At 65.5% G+C, this 17263-nt stretch carries 17 protein-coding genes; 6 read left to right on the forward strand and 11 right to left on the reverse strand.

Features of this window, described 5'->3' with window-relative positions; genetic code table 11:
* Positions 1-151: 151 nt before the first annotated feature.
* The gene (locus XF30_RS03350; protein ID WP_109141915.1) at positions 152-1540 is read right to left on the reverse strand and encodes a flavin monoamine oxidase family protein; all 1389 of its coding nucleotides are present in this window, start codon (positions 1538-1540) and stop codon (positions 152-154) included.
* A 189-nt stretch (positions 1541-1729) separates the two neighbouring features.
* On the opposite strand from XF30_RS03350, the gene XF30_RS03355 reads away from it, so the two are divergent.
* Positions 1730-2695 (forward strand): YiiX/YebB-like N1pC/P60 family cysteine hydrolase, encoded by a 966-nt coding sequence (locus XF30_RS03355; RefSeq protein WP_057030555.1) that lies wholly within the window; start codon positions 1730-1732, stop codon positions 2693-2695.
* A gap of 90 nt (positions 2696-2785) precedes the next feature.
* Here XF30_RS03355 and XF30_RS03360 read toward each other — a convergent pair whose 3' ends face one another.
* Positions 2786-3061 (reverse strand): metal-sensitive transcriptional regulator, encoded by a 276-nt coding sequence (locus XF30_RS03360; RefSeq protein ID WP_036003300.1) that lies wholly within the window; start codon positions 3059-3061, stop codon positions 2786-2788.
* A 63-nt stretch (positions 3062-3124) separates the two neighbouring features.
* Between XF30_RS03360 and XF30_RS03365 the strand changes: the two genes are divergently transcribed.
* The 3 genes from XF30_RS03365 to XF30_RS03375 all read left to right on the forward strand — a co-directional run bounded on the left by XF30_RS03365 (position 3125) and on the right by XF30_RS03375 (position 7023).
* Complete coding sequence (locus tag XF30_RS03365; protein ID WP_192893022.1) at positions 3125-5575, forward strand: heavy metal translocating P-type ATPase; 2451 nt, start codon at positions 3125-3127, stop codon at positions 5573-5575.
* Between the two features lie 124 nt (positions 5576-5699).
* Positions 5700-6146: a nickel-responsive transcriptional regulator NikR gene (nikR, locus tag XF30_RS03370; RefSeq protein ID WP_109141916.1), complete on the forward strand. Its 447-nt coding sequence runs from the start codon at positions 5700-5702 to the stop codon at positions 6144-6146.
* 136 nt (positions 6147-6282) lie between these two features.
* On the forward strand, positions 6283-7023 hold the full coding sequence (locus XF30_RS03375; protein ID WP_109141917.1) for a sulfate transporter family protein: 741 nt from the start codon (positions 6283-6285) through the stop codon (positions 7021-7023).
* Between the two features lie 20 nt (positions 7024-7043).
* Here the strand turns inward: XF30_RS03375 and nth are convergent, their stop codons facing one another.
* Positions 7044-7796 carry an endonuclease III gene (gene nth, locus XF30_RS03380; protein ID WP_192893023.1) on the reverse strand — a complete coding sequence of 251 codons (753 nt, stop codon included), beginning with the start codon at positions 7794-7796 and terminating at the stop codon, positions 7044-7046.
* A 22-nt stretch (positions 7797-7818) separates the two neighbouring features.
* Between nth and XF30_RS03385 the strand changes: the two genes are divergently transcribed.
* On the forward strand, positions 7819-8352 hold the full coding sequence (locus XF30_RS03385) for a DUF2244 domain-containing protein (RefSeq protein ID WP_109141919.1): 534 nt from the start codon (positions 7819-7821) through the stop codon (positions 8350-8352).
* Between the two features lie 54 nt (positions 8353-8406).
* Positions 8407-9303, forward strand: a complete 897-nt coding sequence (locus XF30_RS03390; RefSeq protein ID WP_036024351.1) for a methylated-DNA--[protein]-cysteine S-methyltransferase — start codon at positions 8407-8409, stop codon at positions 9301-9303.
* A 150-nt stretch (positions 9304-9453) separates the two neighbouring features.
* Here XF30_RS03390 and XF30_RS03395 read toward each other — a convergent pair whose 3' ends face one another.
* The 8 genes from XF30_RS03395 to dnaK all read right to left on the reverse strand — a co-directional run bounded on the left by XF30_RS03395 (position 9454) and on the right by dnaK (position 16724).
* Positions 9454-10077: a 2,3-bisphosphoglycerate-dependent phosphoglycerate mutase gene (locus tag XF30_RS03395; RefSeq protein WP_036003261.1), complete on the reverse strand. Its 624-nt coding sequence runs from the start codon at positions 10075-10077 to the stop codon at positions 9454-9456.
* Positions 10078-10103: 26 nt separating this feature from the next.
* Positions 10104-10919 (reverse strand): 4-hydroxy-tetrahydrodipicolinate reductase, encoded by an 816-nt coding sequence (gene dapB / locus XF30_RS03400; RefSeq protein ID WP_109141920.1) that lies wholly within the window; start codon positions 10917-10919, stop codon positions 10104-10106.
* Between the two features lie 117 nt (positions 10920-11036).
* Positions 11037-11348, reverse strand: a complete 312-nt coding sequence (locus tag XF30_RS03405) for a DUF1330 domain-containing protein (RefSeq protein WP_036046075.1) — start codon at positions 11346-11348, stop codon at positions 11037-11039.
* 26 nt (positions 11349-11374) lie between these two features.
* Entirely contained in the window at positions 11375-12085 is a 711-nt protein-coding gene (gene pyrF, locus XF30_RS03410; RefSeq protein ID WP_036024347.1) for an orotidine-5'-phosphate decarboxylase, read from the reverse strand.
* Between the two features lie 6 nt (positions 12086-12091).
* Positions 12092-12670, reverse strand: coding sequence for an NADPH-dependent FMN reductase (locus XF30_RS03415; RefSeq protein ID WP_109141921.1), 579 nt, complete (start codon positions 12668-12670; stop codon positions 12092-12094).
* 55 nt (positions 12671-12725) lie between these two features.
* Positions 12726-13325, reverse strand: coding sequence for a class I SAM-dependent methyltransferase (locus XF30_RS03420; protein ID WP_036003251.1), 600 nt, complete (start codon positions 13323-13325; stop codon positions 12726-12728).
* 88 nt (positions 13326-13413) lie between these two features.
* Complete coding sequence (gene dnaJ, locus XF30_RS03425; protein ID WP_109141922.1) at positions 13414-14550, reverse strand: molecular chaperone DnaJ; 1137 nt, start codon at positions 14548-14550, stop codon at positions 13414-13416.
* Between the two features lie 272 nt (positions 14551-14822).
* Positions 14823-16724 (reverse strand): molecular chaperone DnaK, encoded by a 1902-nt coding sequence (dnaK, locus tag XF30_RS03435; RefSeq protein ID WP_036003245.1) that lies wholly within the window; start codon positions 16722-16724, stop codon positions 14823-14825.
* Between the last annotated feature and the right edge of the window lie 539 nt (positions 16725-17263).

The following is a 17263-nucleotide window of genomic DNA, read 5'->3' on the forward strand; positions in this document are numbered from 1 at the left end:
CGGGACCCATAACCCCGGGGAGTGGTTATGGGGCAAGGTGGCAACTCCGAGTCTTCGCCAAACCACTCCCTGTGAGTATGGGTCCCGAATCTGCGCTCCGCTTCGCTGCGCCTGTCCGGACGACAGTGGAATTTATCGCGGCTTGATCGTCTTACTGCTTCGGCACGCGCCGCTTCTTCGTCGACTGGGTCGGCACGTCGGCCGGCTCGTCCTTCAGCGCGCCGATCTTGCGCAGGGCTGCATCGGCGGCGCGTTCGCCGCTTTCCCAGGCGCCGTCGACGGTGCCCCAGAGCGTCTCGTGCGTGGCTTCGCCGGCGAGGAACACATTGCCGATCGGCTCGGCCAGGGTCCTTCGCGACAGCTGGCCGCCCGGCGAGGCTGCCGACATCGCGCCCATGACGTAAGGCGAGGCGTTCCAGCGCGTGGCGCTGGTCTTCTGCACCACGGAAGCGGCCTCGCTGCCGAACAGCTTCGTGATCCATTCCCTGGCGAAAGCCACCATCGCCTTCTCGCCCTGCTCGGCGAGATCGCGGCCGAACGAGCCGCCGACATCGATCGAGCACAGCGAGGAGCCGCCGATATTGGCTAACATCAGCGCCGTGCGGGTCGAATTGCTCTGCTCGATCAGGATATCGTCGCGCGACAGGCCGAGCGGATTGCCCGGCAGCTGCAGCACGATGCGATCGTAGCTACCGAGGCTGAGCTTCGATGCCGCATCCAGCGTCCGCTTGGGAATGTCGGGCGCGAACTTGATCGCGCCCGATGTCAGCACATTGGTCGAGACCGTGACGATGGCGGCGCGCGCCGCGATCTTGCCGGCTTGCGTCTCGATGCTGACGTCGCGGTTGCTCCAGGCGATGCGGCTCGCCGGGGTGGACAGCGCCACCGGCGCCTGCTCGGCGAGCTTGGCAATCAGCGTGCCCAAACCCTGGCGGCAGGCGATCGCCGCGTTGCGGTCCTGCGCGCGTCCCTTGTCGATCGCGGAGAGCTCCTTCAGGTCCTTGCCGGCAAAGCTCGCGCCCAGCATGAACTCGGCCGCGCCGGCCCAGTCGCCGAGATCCTTCGGCATCACCGATGCGCAGGAGGTGTCGAGCTTGCCCCGCCCGGCCTCGTCGATGGCGCGGTTGGCGCGCACCAGGGCGGCCAGGAACTGCTCGGTCTCGCCCGCGCGGGCATTGCGGCGGCCGATGCGCATTTTCTGGCCCGAGGGCGCCGGCAGCACGTCCAGCCCGGCACTGCGCGCCAGCCGGATCATCGGGTTGGTGTCCGGATTGTACATCCAGCGCGCGCCGCGGTCGAACGGCGTGTCGAAGGTCGTGCTGTCGGTGATGCAGCGGCCGCCGACTTGCGCGGCCGCTTCCACTACGATGACCTTGCGGCCCGTTGCCAAGATACGCCGCGCCGCGGCAATTCCCGCCGCCCCCGCGCCGATCACGACGATGTCAGCCTCGCGCGGCAGGGGCGCGGCCGATGCGCGCAGCACCGGCATCGCCGCAAGGGCCGCCGACGCCGAAAGAAAGCCGCGGCGCGTGATTGTCATGTCATGGTTTCCGGGGACTTGCGGCGAACGTGAACAGCCCGCGAACCTTGCCGTATCCGATGTTGCGCAGCAACCAGGATGGTGAATCAACCATGCTTGATCTCACAGAGTGATGAACCGAATTGCAACACGTTTCGACCATGATAGAGAAGGGAAAAAGACGGCCGGAAAAGGCCGTGGGGGGTTGAGATGGGGACGGTCCTGGATTCTGTCGGCAAGGTGATTGCCGCGTACCTCTCAAAGGAGGTGCCGGGCTATGAGCCGTTCACGCCGAGCGACCCCGAGCATCTGCGCGGCATCATCGAGCCCGGCGACGTGCTGCTGGTCGAGGGCAACAACCGCATCTCCGGCATCATCAAATACCTGACGCAGTCGACCTGGTCGCACGCCGCGCTCTATGTCGGTCCGATCGATGGGGCAGAGGAGCCCAATGGCGAGCCGCATGTTCTGATCGAGGCCAATATCGGCGAGGGCGTCACCTCGGCGCCGCTGTCGAAATATTTCCCCTATCACACCCGCGTCTGCCGCCCGGTCGGGCTGTCCTATGAGGATCGCACCACGGTGTGCCGCTATGCGATCAACCGCATCGGCTTCGGCTACGACACCAAGAACATCGTCGACCTCATGCGCTATCTGTTCCCGCTGCCGATACCGCAGCGCTGGCGCCGACGCATGATCGCGATCGGCTCGGGCGACCCGACCAAGATCATCTGCTCGGCGCTGATCGCGCAGGCCTTCGACGCCGTGCGCTACCCGATCCTGCCGAAGATCACCAAGGCCGGCAGCCGCGCCGCACGGCGCGAGATCCTGCACATCCGCGATTCCTCGCTCTACATGCCCCGCGACTTCGACATCTCGCCCTATTTCGAAGTCGTCAAACCCACCATCGTGCACGGGTTCGACTACACCGCCTTGCACTGGGCAGACAAGCAGAAGCCGCTCGAGGAGGTGGCGGGCTCATTCAGTGTGTTTCCAGAAGCGCTCGTGGCGCCGCCGCTCGCTCCTGAAGCGGCTGACGAAGCGACGTCGGGTGAAATTCCGGCTCAAGAAGTGAGCGCGCCGCCTGCGCGAGCCAGCGTGGCTTTCTCCGAGCATTTTGTACAACTGAGCGAGCTCGCGATGTATCGCGCGCGGGCGCGGGAGATGACGGCTTAGATTCGCACGGTCTCGTAGGGTGGGCAAAGGCGCGATGCGCCGTGCCCACGTTCTGGCGCGATCACTGACCGATGGTGGAGAGCGCACGCGCTACCGATCCGCCCGTCCGATCACCGCCATCAGCTCCGCGATCTTGGCGCGCTGGTCGGCCTTGTCGCCGCTCGCGATGGCGTGCTCGACGCAATGGGCGACGTGATCCTTCAAAACCTCTTCCTCGACCCGGCGCAACGCGGCGCGCACCGCCGCGATTTGCGTCACGATGTCGATGCAGTAGCGGTCTTCCTCTACCATTCTCGAGAGGCCACGAACCTGGCCCTCGATCCGGCCGAGGCGTTTTCCGACGGATGCCTTGATGTCTTTGCGCATGGGGTCTATATACCCCTACCGGGTATGGGTTTCAAGAGCAAGCGCAAAGGCCGGAACATGGCAATGAACAACAACGAGCACGAGCATCGTCACAGCGCGGCAACGCATTCCGGATGCGGCTGTTCCACGAAAGCTGCAGCGCCGGCGGCGAAACCCGAGGCTTCCTCGTGCTGCGGCGGCCACGGCGATCATGCCGGCCACGACCATCACCACGGCGACGCCGCAACCAAGGTCAAAGATCCCGTCTGCGGCATGATGGTCGATCCCGCGACCTCGAAGCATCGCATCACACATCGCGGCGAGACATTCCATTTCTGCTCGGCCGGCTGCCGCACCAAGTTCGCCGCCGATCCCGCCAAGTATCTTGCCAAGGACAAGGCGCCCGAACCGGAGATGCCCGCGGGCACGATCTACACCTGTCCCATGCACCCGCAGATCCGCCAAGTCGGTCCGGGCACGTGCCCGATCTGCGGCATGGCGCTGGAGCCTGAGGTCGCAAGCCTTGAGACCGGCCCCAATCCCGAGCTCGCCGACATGACGCGGCGGTTCTGGATCGGCGGCGTGCTGTCCCTGCCGCCGATCGCGCTGGAGATGGGCGGCCATCTCGCAGGCCCCCACAGCTGGATCGATCCGACCGTGTCGAATTGGATCCAGCTCGTCTTTGCAACGCCCGTGGTGCTGTGGGCCGGCTGGCCGTTCTTCGTTCGCGGCTGGCAATCGCTGCTGACGCGCAATCTCAACATGTTCACGCTGATCGCGATGGGTACGGGCGTTGCCTATGTTTACAGCGTGCTCGGCACGGTCACGCCGCAGATCTTCCCCGCCACCTTCCGCGGCCATGAGGGCGCGGTCGCAGTCTATTTCGAGGCGGCCGCCGTCATCACCGTCCTGGTGCTGCTCGGCCAGGTGCTGGAGCTGCGCGCCCGCGATGCGACCTCGGGCGCGATTAAAGCGCTGCTGCAGCTCGCGCCGAAGACCGCGCGCCGCGTCGACGCCGACGGCAGCGAGCACGAGGTCGAGATCGACACGCTGCACGCCGGCGATCGCCTGCGCGTGCGTCCCGGCGAGAAGGTGCCGGTCGACGGCGTCATCCTCGAAGGCCGCTCGTCGCTAGATGAATCACTCGTGACAGGCGAATCCATGCCGGTCACCAAGGAGACCGGCGCCAAGGTCATTGCCGGCACGCTGAACCAGTCCGGCAGCTTCATCATGCGTGCCGACAAGGTCGGGCGCGAGACGATGCTGTCGCAGATCGTGCAAATGGTCGCGGATGCGCAGCGCTCGCGCGCGCCGATCCAGCGCCTGGCCGACCAAGTCTCCGGCTGGTTCGTGCCGGCCGTGATCGTCGTTGCCCTCGCCGCCTTCGGTGCCTGGGCCTGGTTCGGACCGGAGCCGCGGCTGGCCTTCGGCCTGGTCGCGGCTGTCAGCGTGCTGATCATCGCATGTCCCTGCGCGCTCGGCCTCGCGACGCCGATGTCGATCATGGTCGGCGTCGGCCGCGGCGCGCAAGGCGGTGTGCTCATCAAGAACGCCGAGGCGCTGGAGCGTATGGAGAAGATCGACACGCTCGTGGTCGACAAAACAGGCACGCTGACCGAAGGCAAGCCCAAGGTGGTGACGATCGCGCCGGCGTCCGGCTTCGCGGAAGAAGACATCCTCCGGCTGGCGGCCACCGTCGAGCGCGCCAGCGAGCATCCGCTGGCCGACGCCATCGTGCGCGCGGCCAAGGAAAAGCAGCTCACCCTCGGCCAGGTCGAGCAGTTCGACTCGCCGACGGGCAAGGGCGCGACGGGCAAGGTCGACGGCAAGACCATCGTGCTCGGCAATGCCAGATATCTGTCGTCGATCGGCATCGACACCGAGTCGCTCGCCGCCGAAGCCGAGCGGCTGCGCGGTGACGGCGCCACCGTGATCAACATGGCCGTCGACGGCCGGCTTGCCGGCCTGTTCGCGATCGCCGATCCGGTCAAGGCCTCGACGCCGGAGGCGCTGAAGGCGCTCGCGGCGGAAGGCATCAAGGTGATCATGCTGACCGGAGACAACCGCACCACGGCCGAGGCCGTGGCGCGCCGGCTCGGCATCGCCGAGGTCGAGGCCGAAGTGCTGCCGGACCAGAAGAGCGCGGTAGTGACCAAGCTGCAGAAGGCCGGCCGCAGCGTCGCCATGGCCGGCGACGGCGTCAACGACGCGCCGGCACTGGCGGCGGCCGAGGTCGGCATCGCCATGGGCACCGGCACCGACGTTGCGATGGAGAGCGCCGGCGTGACGCTGCTCAAGGGCGACCTCGTCGGCATCGTCCGCGCGCGAAAACTGTCGCAGGCGACGATGAGCAACATCCGGCAGAACCTGTTCTTCGCCTTCATCTACAACGCCGCCGGGATTCCGATCGCCGCCGGCGTTCTCTATCCGGCGTTCGGTCTGCTGCTCTCCCCGATCATCGCCGCGGCGGCGATGGCGCTGTCCTCGGTGAGCGTGGTCGGCAACGCGCTGCGGCTGCGTGCGACGCGGCTGTAAGGACGCTGTGTAGCCCGGATGGAGCGTAAGCGAAATCCGGGGGTCCTGCCTCATATTGCACCGTCCCGGATTGCGCTTCGCTCCATCCAGGCTACGGTTCAGAGGACATAAGCGGGAGCATCTGATGCAGCGGATTACCATCACGATCGAGGACGATCTCCTGGCGGAGATCGACGCCGCGGCCGAAGCGCGCGGTTACCAGAACCGCTCCGAGATCATCCGCGACCTCGCGCGCGCCGGCCTGCAGCAGAGCGCCGAGGACACCGCGCAAACCGGCCAATGCGTTGCCGGCCTCATCTACGTCTATGACCACGCAGCGCGCGATCTGTCGAAACGGCTGGTGCAGGAATTCCACGGCCACCACGACCTCGCGCTGGCGACGCTGCATGTCCACCTCGACGACAACAATTGCATGGAGATGACGGCGCTGCGCGGCGCGGCCTCCGAGGTCAGGCATTTCGCCGATCACATCATCGCCGAACGCGGCGTGCGCTACGGCCGCGTGGTGATGATCCCGACGGGGGACGGCAAGTCGGCGAAGGCGCGCAAGCACGGGCATAGACACGACTAGGCTGAATCTTACCCTCCAGGGGAGGGTAAAGAAGAAATCGCGCCACCTTCACCGACAAGGCGAGACGGCCACCGCCCTTGCCGAAGCCGCATCCGGTGTCTACCTCTCGCGCAGTGTCTACCTCAGAGGGTCCCCCATGCTGGATGCCGCCATTAAGGCGCTGTCGCAATTGATCTCGCCGCCGATGCGCTCGATCCTGTGGCGGTCGATCGGGCTTGCGCTGGTGCTGATCACCGTGCTGGCGATCGGCTTGCAGCGGCTGCTCAGCTGGTTTGCGACCTCCGGCGAGGTGTGGCTGGAAGGCCTGCTCGGGCCGGGCTGGCATTCTTCGATCGAGGTTCTCTCCTGGATCGTCTCGATCGTGACGGGTCTCGGCGTCGTGTTCGGCGGCATCTTCCTGATGCCGGCGATCACCTCGCTGGTGGCGAGCCTGTTCGTCGACGACGTCGCCGACGTCGTCGAGCGCGAGCATTATCCGGCCGAGCGGCCGGGCGCGGCACTGCCGTTTAGCCGGGCGATGCTCGAGGGCATCAAGACCGCGCTCGTGGCCATCCTGGTCTATCTCGCCGCTCTGCCGCTGGTGCTGTTCGCCGGCGCCGGTTTCCTGATCTTCTTCCTCGCCGCCGCCTGGCTGCTTGGCCGTGAATATTTCGAGCTCGCCGCAATGCGCTTCCGCCCGCCGGAGGAAGCCAAGGCGATGCGGCGCGACAATGCCGCGACGGTCTTCACCGCCGGCCTGTTCATCGCCGCCTTCGTCTCGATTCCGATCGTGAACCTGGCGACACCGATCTTCGGCATGGCCTTCATGGTCCACATGCACAAGCGCCTGTCAGGCCCGCGGCCCGAGCTGATCGAGCCGGCGCGGCAGGTGCGATAGCGGCCCGGGGCGGCGTTGCCTCACACCGTCTTCTCCGGCCAGCGACAGAGATCGTTGATCAGGCAGACTTCGCAGCGTGGCTTGCGCGCGAGGCACGTATAACGGCCGTGCAGGATCAGCCAATGATGCGCGTGCAGCATGAACTCGGCCGGGATCACCTTTTCCAGGCCAAGCTCGACCTCCAGCGGCGTCTTGCCGGGCGCTAGGCCCGTGCGGTTGCCGACGCGGAAGACATGGGTGTCGACCGCCATGGTGTGCTCGCCGAAGGCCATGTTGAGCACGACGTTGGCGGTCTTGCGACCTGCGCCGGGCAATGACTCGATCTCCGTGCGCGTGCGCGGCACCTCGCCGCCGAATTCATTGAGCAGCTTGGCCGACAGCGCGATCACGTTCCTGGCCTTGGTGCGGTAGAGTCCGATCGTCTTGATGTAGTCGCGCAAGCGCTCCTCACCGAGATCGAGCATCTTCTGCGGGGTGTCGGCAACGTCGAACAGCGCACGCGTCGCCTTGTTGACGCCGGCATCGGTCGCCTGTGCCGACAGCACCACCGCGACCAGCAGCGTGAACGGGTTGACGTGCTCGAGCTCGCCCTTGGGCTCCGGATTGGCCTTGCGGAAACGGCTGAAGACCTCGTGGACCTCGGCCGGCGTCCACGGTCTTGTGGCTTTAAGTGATTTCTTCGCGGGCGCTTTCGGCTTGGTCGCGACCGGTCTTGCCGTTCTCTTCGGCACCGCCGCTTTGCGCGGGACCGGCTTGCGGGTGATTTTCGCCATGATCGGGATATACTGATGGACGATGAGCACAGGCAACGAAATAGCGCGGTCGCGATCTGAGAGCGAGGATGAGCCTCAGATCTTCTCCGCGCTGCTGACGCCGCACCGCTCGCTGAACCGCACCGGCTTTCTCGCCGTGATGCTGTTCCTGAGCGCCGTCGGCTTCGTCACAGGCCTCGCTTTCCTGATGATGGGCGCCTGGCCGGTGTTCGGCTTCTTCGGTCTCGACGTGCTCGTGATCTGGTGGGCCTTCAAGGTCAATTTTCGCGCCGCACGGGCCAGCGAGGAAATCGTGGTGACGCCGTCGGAATTGCGGGTGCGGCGCGTCAGCCATCGTGGCCAGGTTTCCGAATGGACCTTCAATCCGCTCTGGGTCCGGCTCGACCAAGAGGTCGATGAGGAATACGGCATCGAGCACCTTTATCTGATCTCCCGCGGCCGCCGCCTGCTCATCGCGGGCTTTCTCGGGCCGGCAGAAAAGGCCAGCTTTTACAATGCCTTGGTGGGGGCTCTCAACGCCGCGCGGCGCGGCCCGACCTATCATCCGGCGACCTGAGCACAGTCGGAAATCGGGTGGTTTCGCGCCAGCGCCTCCCCTACATTTCCGGTCATGATGACCCTTGCGATACATGACCAGCGCCTGGCCAGGCCGGGCACCCAGAACGCCGCGTTGCGCGACTATGATTCGGTGCGGCGGGCGATCGCCTTCATCTCGGCGAACTGGCGCGCGCAACCGACCATCGAGGCGATGGCGGATGCCGCTGGCGTCACGCCGGATGAGCTGCACCATCTGTTCCGCCGCTGGGCTTCGATCACGCCGAAGGCTTTCATGCAGGCGCTCACCCTCGACCACGCCAAGAACCTGCTCAGGGATTCCGCCAGCATCCTTGACGCGGCGCTCGACTCCGGCCTGTCCGGGCCGGGCCGGCTGCACGATCTCTTCGTCACCCATGAAGCGATGTCGCCGGGCGAATGGAAGAACGGCGGTGCCGGCCTCACCCTGCGCTACGGCTTCCATTCCTCGCCGTTCGGCACCGCGATCGTGATCGCCACCGATCGCGGCCTGTCGGGCCTCGCCTTCGCCGACCACGGCGAGGAGAAGATCGCGCTCGCCGACATGACGCGGCGCTGGCCGAACGCCACCTATGTGGAAGATCATGAAGGCACCGCGCCGCTCGCGGCGCGCATCTTCGATCCAAAATTGTGGCGGCCGGACCAGCCGCTGCGCGTGGTGCTGATCGGCACCGATTTCGAAGTGCGGGTGTGGGAGACGCTCTTGAAGATTCCAATGGGCCGCGCAGTGTCCTATTCCGACATCGCCTGCAACATCAGGAATCCCAAGGCTTCACGCGCCGTCGGTGCCGCCGTCGGCAAGAACCCGGTCTCCTTCGTCGTGCCCTGCCACCGCGCACTCGGCAAGAGCGGCACGCTCACCGGCTATCATTGGGGCATCACCCGCAAGCAGGCGATGCTGGGCTGGGAGGCCGGGCAGCTGGGGCTGCAGTAGGCAAGATGCAGTAGGATTTCGCAGGGTGGGTTAGCGCAGCGTAATCCACCTCTCTGGTTTCCGCAGAACAGAAGTGGTGGGTTACGCCAGCGACTGCGCTTTGCGCAGTCGCCGTCTAACCACCCTACGGCACCGCGCTTGCGGCAAAGTCTACCCCGCCAGATCCAGCTTCGAGGCCACGGTCGAATCCGCGTTGAGGCGGTAGATGATCGGCACGCCGGTGGCGAGCTCGCGCTTCAAAATGCCTTCGGGCGAGAGCTTCTCCAGCACCATGATCAGCGCGCGCAGCGAGTTGCCGTGGGCGGCAACCAGCGTGCGCTTGCCGTTGAGCACACCGGGCAGGATCTCCTGCACGTAGTACGGCAACGCGCGCGCGAGCGTGTCCTTCAGGCTTTCGCCGCCGGGCGGCGGCACGTCGTAGGAGCGGCGCCAGATCAGCACCTGCTCCTCGCCCCATTTCTTGCGGGCGTCGTCCTTGTTGAGACCGGAGAGATCGCCGTAGTCGCGCTCGTTGAGCGCGAGGTCCTTCGAAGTCGGCAGACCCTCCTGGCCGAGCTCAGCGAGGATGAGATCGAGCGTGTGCTGCGCGCGCGTCAGCACCGAGGTGTAGGCGACGTCGAACACCAGGCCCTGTGCCTTCAGCTTGCGGCCGGCTTCTTTGGCTTCCTTCACGCCGAGCTCGGTGAGGTCAGGGTCCTTCCAGCCCGTGAACAGGTTCTTCAGATTCCATTCGCTCTGGCCGTGGCGCACGAGCACGAGAAGGCGTTCGCTCATTGACTGCTTTCCGTTGCTTGATTGGATCAGATATCGTCGAGGCCGAGCACGTCGGCCATGGTGTAGTGCCCCGGCTTCTTGCCGTGCGCCCACAGCGCCGCCTTGAGCGCACCATGGGCGAACAGCATGCGGTCCTCGGCCTGATGCGACAGCGTCAGGCGCTCGAACGGGCCGAGGAAGGTCACGCTGTGATCGCCGGCCACGGTGCCGCCGCGCAAGGAGGCGAAGCCGATATTGCCCGGCCGGCGGGCGCCGGTGATGCCGTCCCGGCCGCGTTCGGAATGGTCATCGAGAGTAACCCCGCGGCCGCTCGCTGCGGCCTGCCCCAGCATCAGCGCGGTGCCCGAGGGTGCATCGACCTTCATGCGGTGATGGGTCTCGACGATCTCGATATCAAAACTCTGGTCGAGCGCCTTGGCAACGCGCTTGACCACGGCGGCGAGCAGATTGACGCCGAGACTCATATTGCCCGACTGCACCACCACGGCGCGATTGGTGACGCTCTTGATCACGGCATTGTCCGAGCCGGACAGGCCGGTCGTGCCGATGACGTGCACGAGGCCGCGTTCGGCGGCGATCGCGACATTGGCGATGGTCGCCGCAGGCACTGTGAAATCGAGGATGCCGTCGGCCTCCTTGCACATCGCCCAGAGATCGGCGGAGAGCTTGATGCCGTTGGCGGGCAGGCCGGCGAGCACGCCGGCATCCTTGCCGAGCAGCTGGGAGCCCGGCGCCTCCAGCGCGCCGGCCAGCACGGCGCCCTCGCTTTCAGCAATCGCCCGCACCAGCGCCCGGCCCATCCGGCCGCCGGCTCCCGCAACAATCAAGCGCATGTCGGACATGGTGTGATCCTCTTCGAGGCCGTTGTAGCGGGGGGAGGCAGTTCCGGCAACCGAGGCCCACGCGCGCGACGCGTGCCTTTACCCTCCCCTGGAGCGGGAGGGTAAGAACGAGAGCCTTCAGCCGTCCTGCGGCTGCGGGCCGTCGTAGCCTTCGATGACGATGAGGTCGGCGATCGAGTGCGGCTGGCGCACCTTGATGTTGGCCTGGTATTCCGGCGAGTTGTAGCAGGCGAGCGCGGTCTCGTAGTCAGGGAATTCGATCACGACGTTGCGGTTGCGGCTGGCGCCTTCGACGGTGGTGAACTTGCCGGCGCGGACGACGAAGCGGCCGCCCCATTTCTTGAAGATCGGGCCGTTGGCGATGGCGTAGGGCTTATAGCCCTCGTCATTGCTGACGTCGACACGCCCGATCCAGTAGCCTTTTGCCATTGTTCTTCTCCCTGTTGTTTAGTGGGTTAGCCGAGCGCTTGCGCGATCTCGGCGTGGATGGTGTCCGCGACCGCCTTGGGATCGGCGGCTTCCACAACCGGGCGCCCGACGACCAGATAATCCGCGCCGGCGGCGATCGCACGGCTAGGCGTCATGATGCGCTTCTGGTCGCCGCTGGCGGCGCCCGCCGGACGAATGCCGGGGGTGACTAGGCTCATCTGGTGGCCGACGATCTTGCGCAGGCTACCCACCTCCTCCGGCGAGGACACGAGGCCATCGACACCGAGCACCTGCGCCTGCTGCGCACGCGCCTCGACCAGCTCCGACACGCTGAGCCGATAACCGGCTGCATGCAAATCGTCGTCGTCGTAGGACGTCAGCACCGTCACGGCGAGGATCTTCAGGCTGGCGCTGCCGCGGCCTTCGACGGCGCCTTTCATGGTCTGCGGATAGGCGTGCACGGTGACGAAGGTCGCGCCCAGCTTGGCGACGCTCTCCACGCCGCGCGTCACGGTGTTGCCGATGTCGTGCATCTTGAGATCGGCGAACACCTTCTTGCCCGCATCAGCGAGCTTGCCGATCAGCGGCAGGCCGCCGGCATAAGCGAGTTGATAGCCGATCTTGTAGAACGTGACGCTGTCGCCGAGCTTCGCGATCATCGCCTCCGCGGCATCAACGCTCGGCAGATCGAGCGCAACGATCAGGCGGTCCTTCGGGGCGATCTCGGCTGGCGTCATGTCACCTCACATCATGCGTTGGGAAACGTCGATCAATTGCGCCACCAGCTGCTTCAGCGCGGCGATATCGCCCTCGTTCTTCAGCCTGTCCCTATCGTCATAGGCCTGGTCGGCAAAGGCGAGCGTGAGCTGGCTGGCAATCACGTTGGCGTGGCAGGCGGAGAGGATCAGCCGCAGGGCCTGCAGCGCGCGAGCAGCACCTAACCGGCTCTGCGACGCGCCGGCAAGCGCGAAGACCCGGTTGCGGAACACCTCTCCGCGCGCCTCGTGCAGCTCGTGCACGCGGCTGACCCAGTCGATCGCGTTCTTCAGGAGCGGCGGCACCGAGGCGTTGTATTCGGGCGAGACGATGAGGACACCGTGATGCGCGCCGATCATGCGCTTCAGATTGATCGCGTGCTTGGGCACGCCCGATTTGGCCTGGAGATCGCCGTCATAGATCGGCAGCGGAAAATCGGCGAGCGAGATGCGGGTGACGTCGACGCCGGCCTGGACGAATTCGTAAGCAGCCACAGACGCCAGCTTCGCATTGTGCGAGCCGGTGCGCAGCGAGCCGGGAATAATCAGGATCTTGGGGGCTGGCATCCAATCTCATGCATTCGGCGAAACGAGCCCGCCGCGCAAAGAGGAGCCGGCGGATTTAATGCTTGCGATACACCCAGACGCGGGCCGGCGGAAGGTTCATCCAGATCCGTTCCGAGGCCTCTGTGGACACGCCGGATAGCGATTTCGGGATCGGCGGCACCACCGCATAGGTGAACTGGATGAAGGGCGCACCGGGCGCGAGCGCGGTGAAGGCATCGCGGATGAGCCGCAGCCGCGTCAGCATCGGTTTGGTGACGAGCGGCAGGCCGGACACGACCGCGCTGGCCGGCGCGCTCAAGACATTCCAGAGCGTGTCGCGCAGGCGGTAGGCATCGCCCTGCACCACCTTGGCTTGCGGGTAGCGGTCGCGCAGCAGCGCGCAGAAGCCGGGATTGTATTCGACGAGAACGAGACGTTTCTGGTCGACCCCGCGCTCGATCAGCGCGGACGTGATGGCGCCGGTGCCGGGTCCGAGCTCGACCACCGGTGCGTCGGAATCGGGATCGACATAATGAGCCATGGTCCGCGCCAGCAGCTTGCCGGACGGCATCACCGCGCCCATGTGCAAGGGCTTTTCGATCCACGACCTGAGAAAGCGCACCTCGTCATCGAGACGAGGCTTCTTCAACGCACGCGCGGACGATGGCAATGGCATGTCGGGACCGGACGGAACCGCAGGACCGCGGCGTGTCAGAAAATGGTCATAAAGACGTATAGGCCGGAGGCGATACGGTCAAGACGCGTCAGTTCGCCCGATTGCCGAAGAAATCCTTGACCTTGGCGAAGAAACCCTCGGCTTCCGGCTGGGTGTTGCCGGAGGAGAGCTTCTCGAACTCGGCCAGCAATTCTTGCTGCTTTTTGGTCAGGTTCTGCGGGGTCTCGACCATGACCTGAACGTACATGTCGCCCATCTGGCGCGACCGCAGCACCGGCATACCCTTTGATGCAATGCGGAAACGACGGCCCGACTGGGTGCCGGCGGGCACCTTCACCTTGGTCTTGCCCTTGTCGATGGTCGGCACCTCGAATTCGCCGCCGAGCGCGGCGGTCACCATCGAGATCGGCACGCGGCAATGCAGATCCGCGCCGTCACGCTGGAAGAACTGGTGCTGGGCCAGCGACAGGAAGATGTAGAGATCGCCGGGCGGCCCGCCGCGGACGCCAGCCTCGCCCTCGCCGGCGAGCCTGATCCGTGTGCCGTCCTCGACACCTTGCGGAATGTTGACCGAGAGCGTCCGCTCGCGGGTCACCCGCCCTTGTCCCGAGCAGGATGGGCAGGCGTCCTCGATCATCTGACCGCGGCCCTGACAGCCCGGGCAGGTCCGCTCCAGCGTGAAGAAGCCCTGCGACTGCCGCACGCGGCCGGCGCCGCCGCAGGTCGAACAGGTCTTCGGCTTGGTGCCGGCCTTGGCACCGATGCCCGAGCAGGCCTCGCAGGTGACCGAGACAGGAATCTCGATCTGCGCGGTCTTGCCGCCAAAGGCTTCCTCGAGGGTGATTTCCATGTTGTAGCGCAGATCGGCGCCGCGCTCGCGGCCGCCGCGGCCGCGCTGCCCGGCCATGCCGAACAGGTCCTCGAAGATGTCGGAGAAAGAGGAGGCGAAGCCGGCACCGAAACCGGCGCCACCGCCGAAGCCGCCGCCCTGCTCGAACGCGGCGTGGCCGTAACGGTCATACGCGGCCCGCTTGTCCTTGTCCTTCAGGACCTCGTAAGCCTCGTTGATTTCCTTGAACTTGACTTCGCTGGTCTCATCCCCGGGGTTGCGGTCGGGATGGAATTTCATCGCCAGCTTGCGGAACGACGATTTCAGCTTGCCTTCGTCGGCGTCGCGTTCGACTTCGAGGGTCTCGTAATAGCAGCGCTTGGTGGACGTGGACATGATGGGCTCGGTCTATCCAATCGCGATTCAAGTTGGCGCGGAACAACGCTGACATGCGGCGGTATGAGCGCCCTTCGACCTTGCGGCGGAGGGCAGCCTGGCAGCGCTGAGAATAACGGCTGGGAATTGATCGATCGTAACGGGGCCGACTTTGAAGGAGCCTTGAAAGGAGTCCTGGCCCGTCCGTCCCGACACGACGGCCTCCCCCGCAAGGGAGGAGGCCGGTAGCGTGTGTGGGGTCCAAGCCGTCCGCATCGTCACCCTCTCGGGGCTTAAGCGGACTTCTTGTTGTTCTTGTCGTCGTCGACCTCGGTGAATTCCGCGTCGACGACGTCGTCCTTGGCCGCATCCTTCTTGGCGTCGGCCTCGGCCTGCTGCTTGTACATGGCCTCGCCGAGCTTCATCGAAGCCTGCGCCAGCGTCTGGGTCTTGGCCTTGATCGCCTCGGCATCGTCGCCCTTCAACGCTTCCTTGAGGTCGCTGACGGCATCCTCGATGGCGCGGCGCTCGCTCTCGGCAACCTTCGAGCCGTGCTCGGCCAAAGCCTTCTCGGTCGAATGCACCAGGCCATCCGCCTCGTTCTTGGCGGTGACGGCCTCGCGGCGCTTCTTGTCCGCCTCGGCATTGGCCTCGGCGTCCTTGACCATCTTCTCGATGTCGGCTTCCGACAGACCGCCGGAGGCCTGGATGCGGATCTGCTGCTCCTTGCCCGTGGCCTTGTCCTTGGCCGAGACGTTGACGATGCCGTTGGCGTCGATGTCGAAGGTCACCTCGATCTGCGGCATACCGCGCGGCGCCGGCGGAATGCCCATCAGGTCGAACTGACCAAGCATCTTGTTGTCGGCCGCCATTTCACGCTCGCCCTGGAAGACGCGGATGGTGACGGCGTTCTGGTTGTCCTCAGCCGTCGAAAACACCTGGCTCTTCTTGGTCGGGATCGTGGTGTTGCGGTCGATGATGCGGGTGAACACGCCGCCCAGCGTCTCGATGCCCAGCGACAGCGGGGTGACGTCGAGCAGCAGCACGTCCTTGACGTCGCCCTGGAGCACGCCGGCCTGGATCGCAGCGCCGATCGCCACGACTTCGTCCGGGTTGACACCCTTGTGCGGCTCCTTGCCGAACAGCTGCTTCACGACTTCCTGGACCTTCGGCATGCGCGACATGCCGCCGACCAGCACGACCTCGCCGATCTCACCGGCGGTGACGCCGGCGTCCTTCAGCGCCTTGCGGCAGGGCTCGACGGTCTTCTGGATGAGGTCGTCGACCAGCGCCTCGAACTTGGCGCGGGTGAGCTTCATCGTCAGATGCTTCGGGCCGGTCTGGTCCGCGGTGATGAAGGGCAGGTTGATCTCGGTCTGCGTCGTCGAGGACAGCTCGATCTTGGCCTTTTCAGCGGCTTCCTTCAGGCGCTGCAGCGCGAGCTTGTCGTTGCGCAGGTTGATGCCCTGTTCCTTCTGGAACTCGTCTGCGAGATAACCCACGAGGCGCATGTCGAAATCTTCGCCGCCGAGGAAGGTATCGCCGTTGGTCGACTTCACCTCGAACACGCCGTCGCCGATTTCGAGAATGGAGATATCGAACGTACCGCCGCCGAGGTCATACACCGCGATGGTGCCGGCCTTGGTCTTGTCAAGGCCATAGGCGAGCGCGGCCGCGGTCGGCTCGTTGATGATGCGCAGCACTTCGAGGCCCGCGATCTTGCCGGCGTCCTTGGTCGCCTGGCGCTGAGCGTCGTTGAAGTAGGCAGGAACGGTGATGACGGCCTGCTCGACCTTCTGGCCGAGATGGGCTTCGGCGGTCTCCTTCATCTTCTGCAGGATGAAAGCCGAGACCTGCGAGGGCGAGTAGGTCTGGCCGTCGGCCTCGACCCAGGCGTCGCCGTTGGAAGCCTTCACGATCTTGTAGGGAACGAGCTTCTTGTCCTTCTCGACCATCGGGTCGTCGTAGCGGCGGCCGATGAGGCGCTTCACTGCGAAGAAGGTGCGCTCGGGATTGGTGACGGCCTGGCGCTTGGCGGGCTGGCCGACGAGGCGCTCACCGTCATCCGTGACGGCGACGATCGAAGGCGTCGTGCGCATGCCTTCGGAATTCTCGATGACTTTGGCGTTCTTGCCATCCATCACGGCGACGCACGAATTCGTGGTGCCGAGGTCGATCCCAATGACCTTTCCCATGGTCCTGATATCCTTCTTTTTGCGGCAGGTTGGCTGGGCCCAAGAGGCACCCGAACCGAAACCCCCTAAGATCAAACATCCGCGATATTGCGATGATTGAGGCTCATATAGGAGGGGGGGAGGGGCCCGCAAGGACCGAAGCTAGGTTTCTGCCGCTAAAACATCGGGTTTTGGAAGGTGATATCCGGGCTCAACCGCCCTTGCGGGTGAGGAATTATTAACAGGTCCGGGCGTCGGCAAGCCCCCGCACCCGCAAGCCCGCCCGCCCTGTTGCGGCGAGGCCAAACCGGCTAAAAGGCGGACCGACCGCACAGCCGGCGCAGCTGCTTCGCGCGACAAAGCGGCCCCGTGGCCGACCATCGAACGGCCTCAATGTGAACCAATCAGAGTGGCCATGAAGCTGATCCGCCCCCTCGCCGCGCTCGCCCTCCTCGCCGTAACAGCGCTTCCGGCCTTCGCCGCCGACGTCGTTTTCCCACCCGGCTTGCGTCTCGGCATGGTGCCGCTGATCGGCCTCAGCACGGCCAAGACCTTTCCGG

Source organism: Bradyrhizobium sp. SUTN9-2 (assembly GCF_003122645.1).
Taxonomy (GTDB): Bacteria; Pseudomonadota; Alphaproteobacteria; order Rhizobiales; family Xanthobacteraceae; genus Bradyrhizobium; species Bradyrhizobium yuanmingense.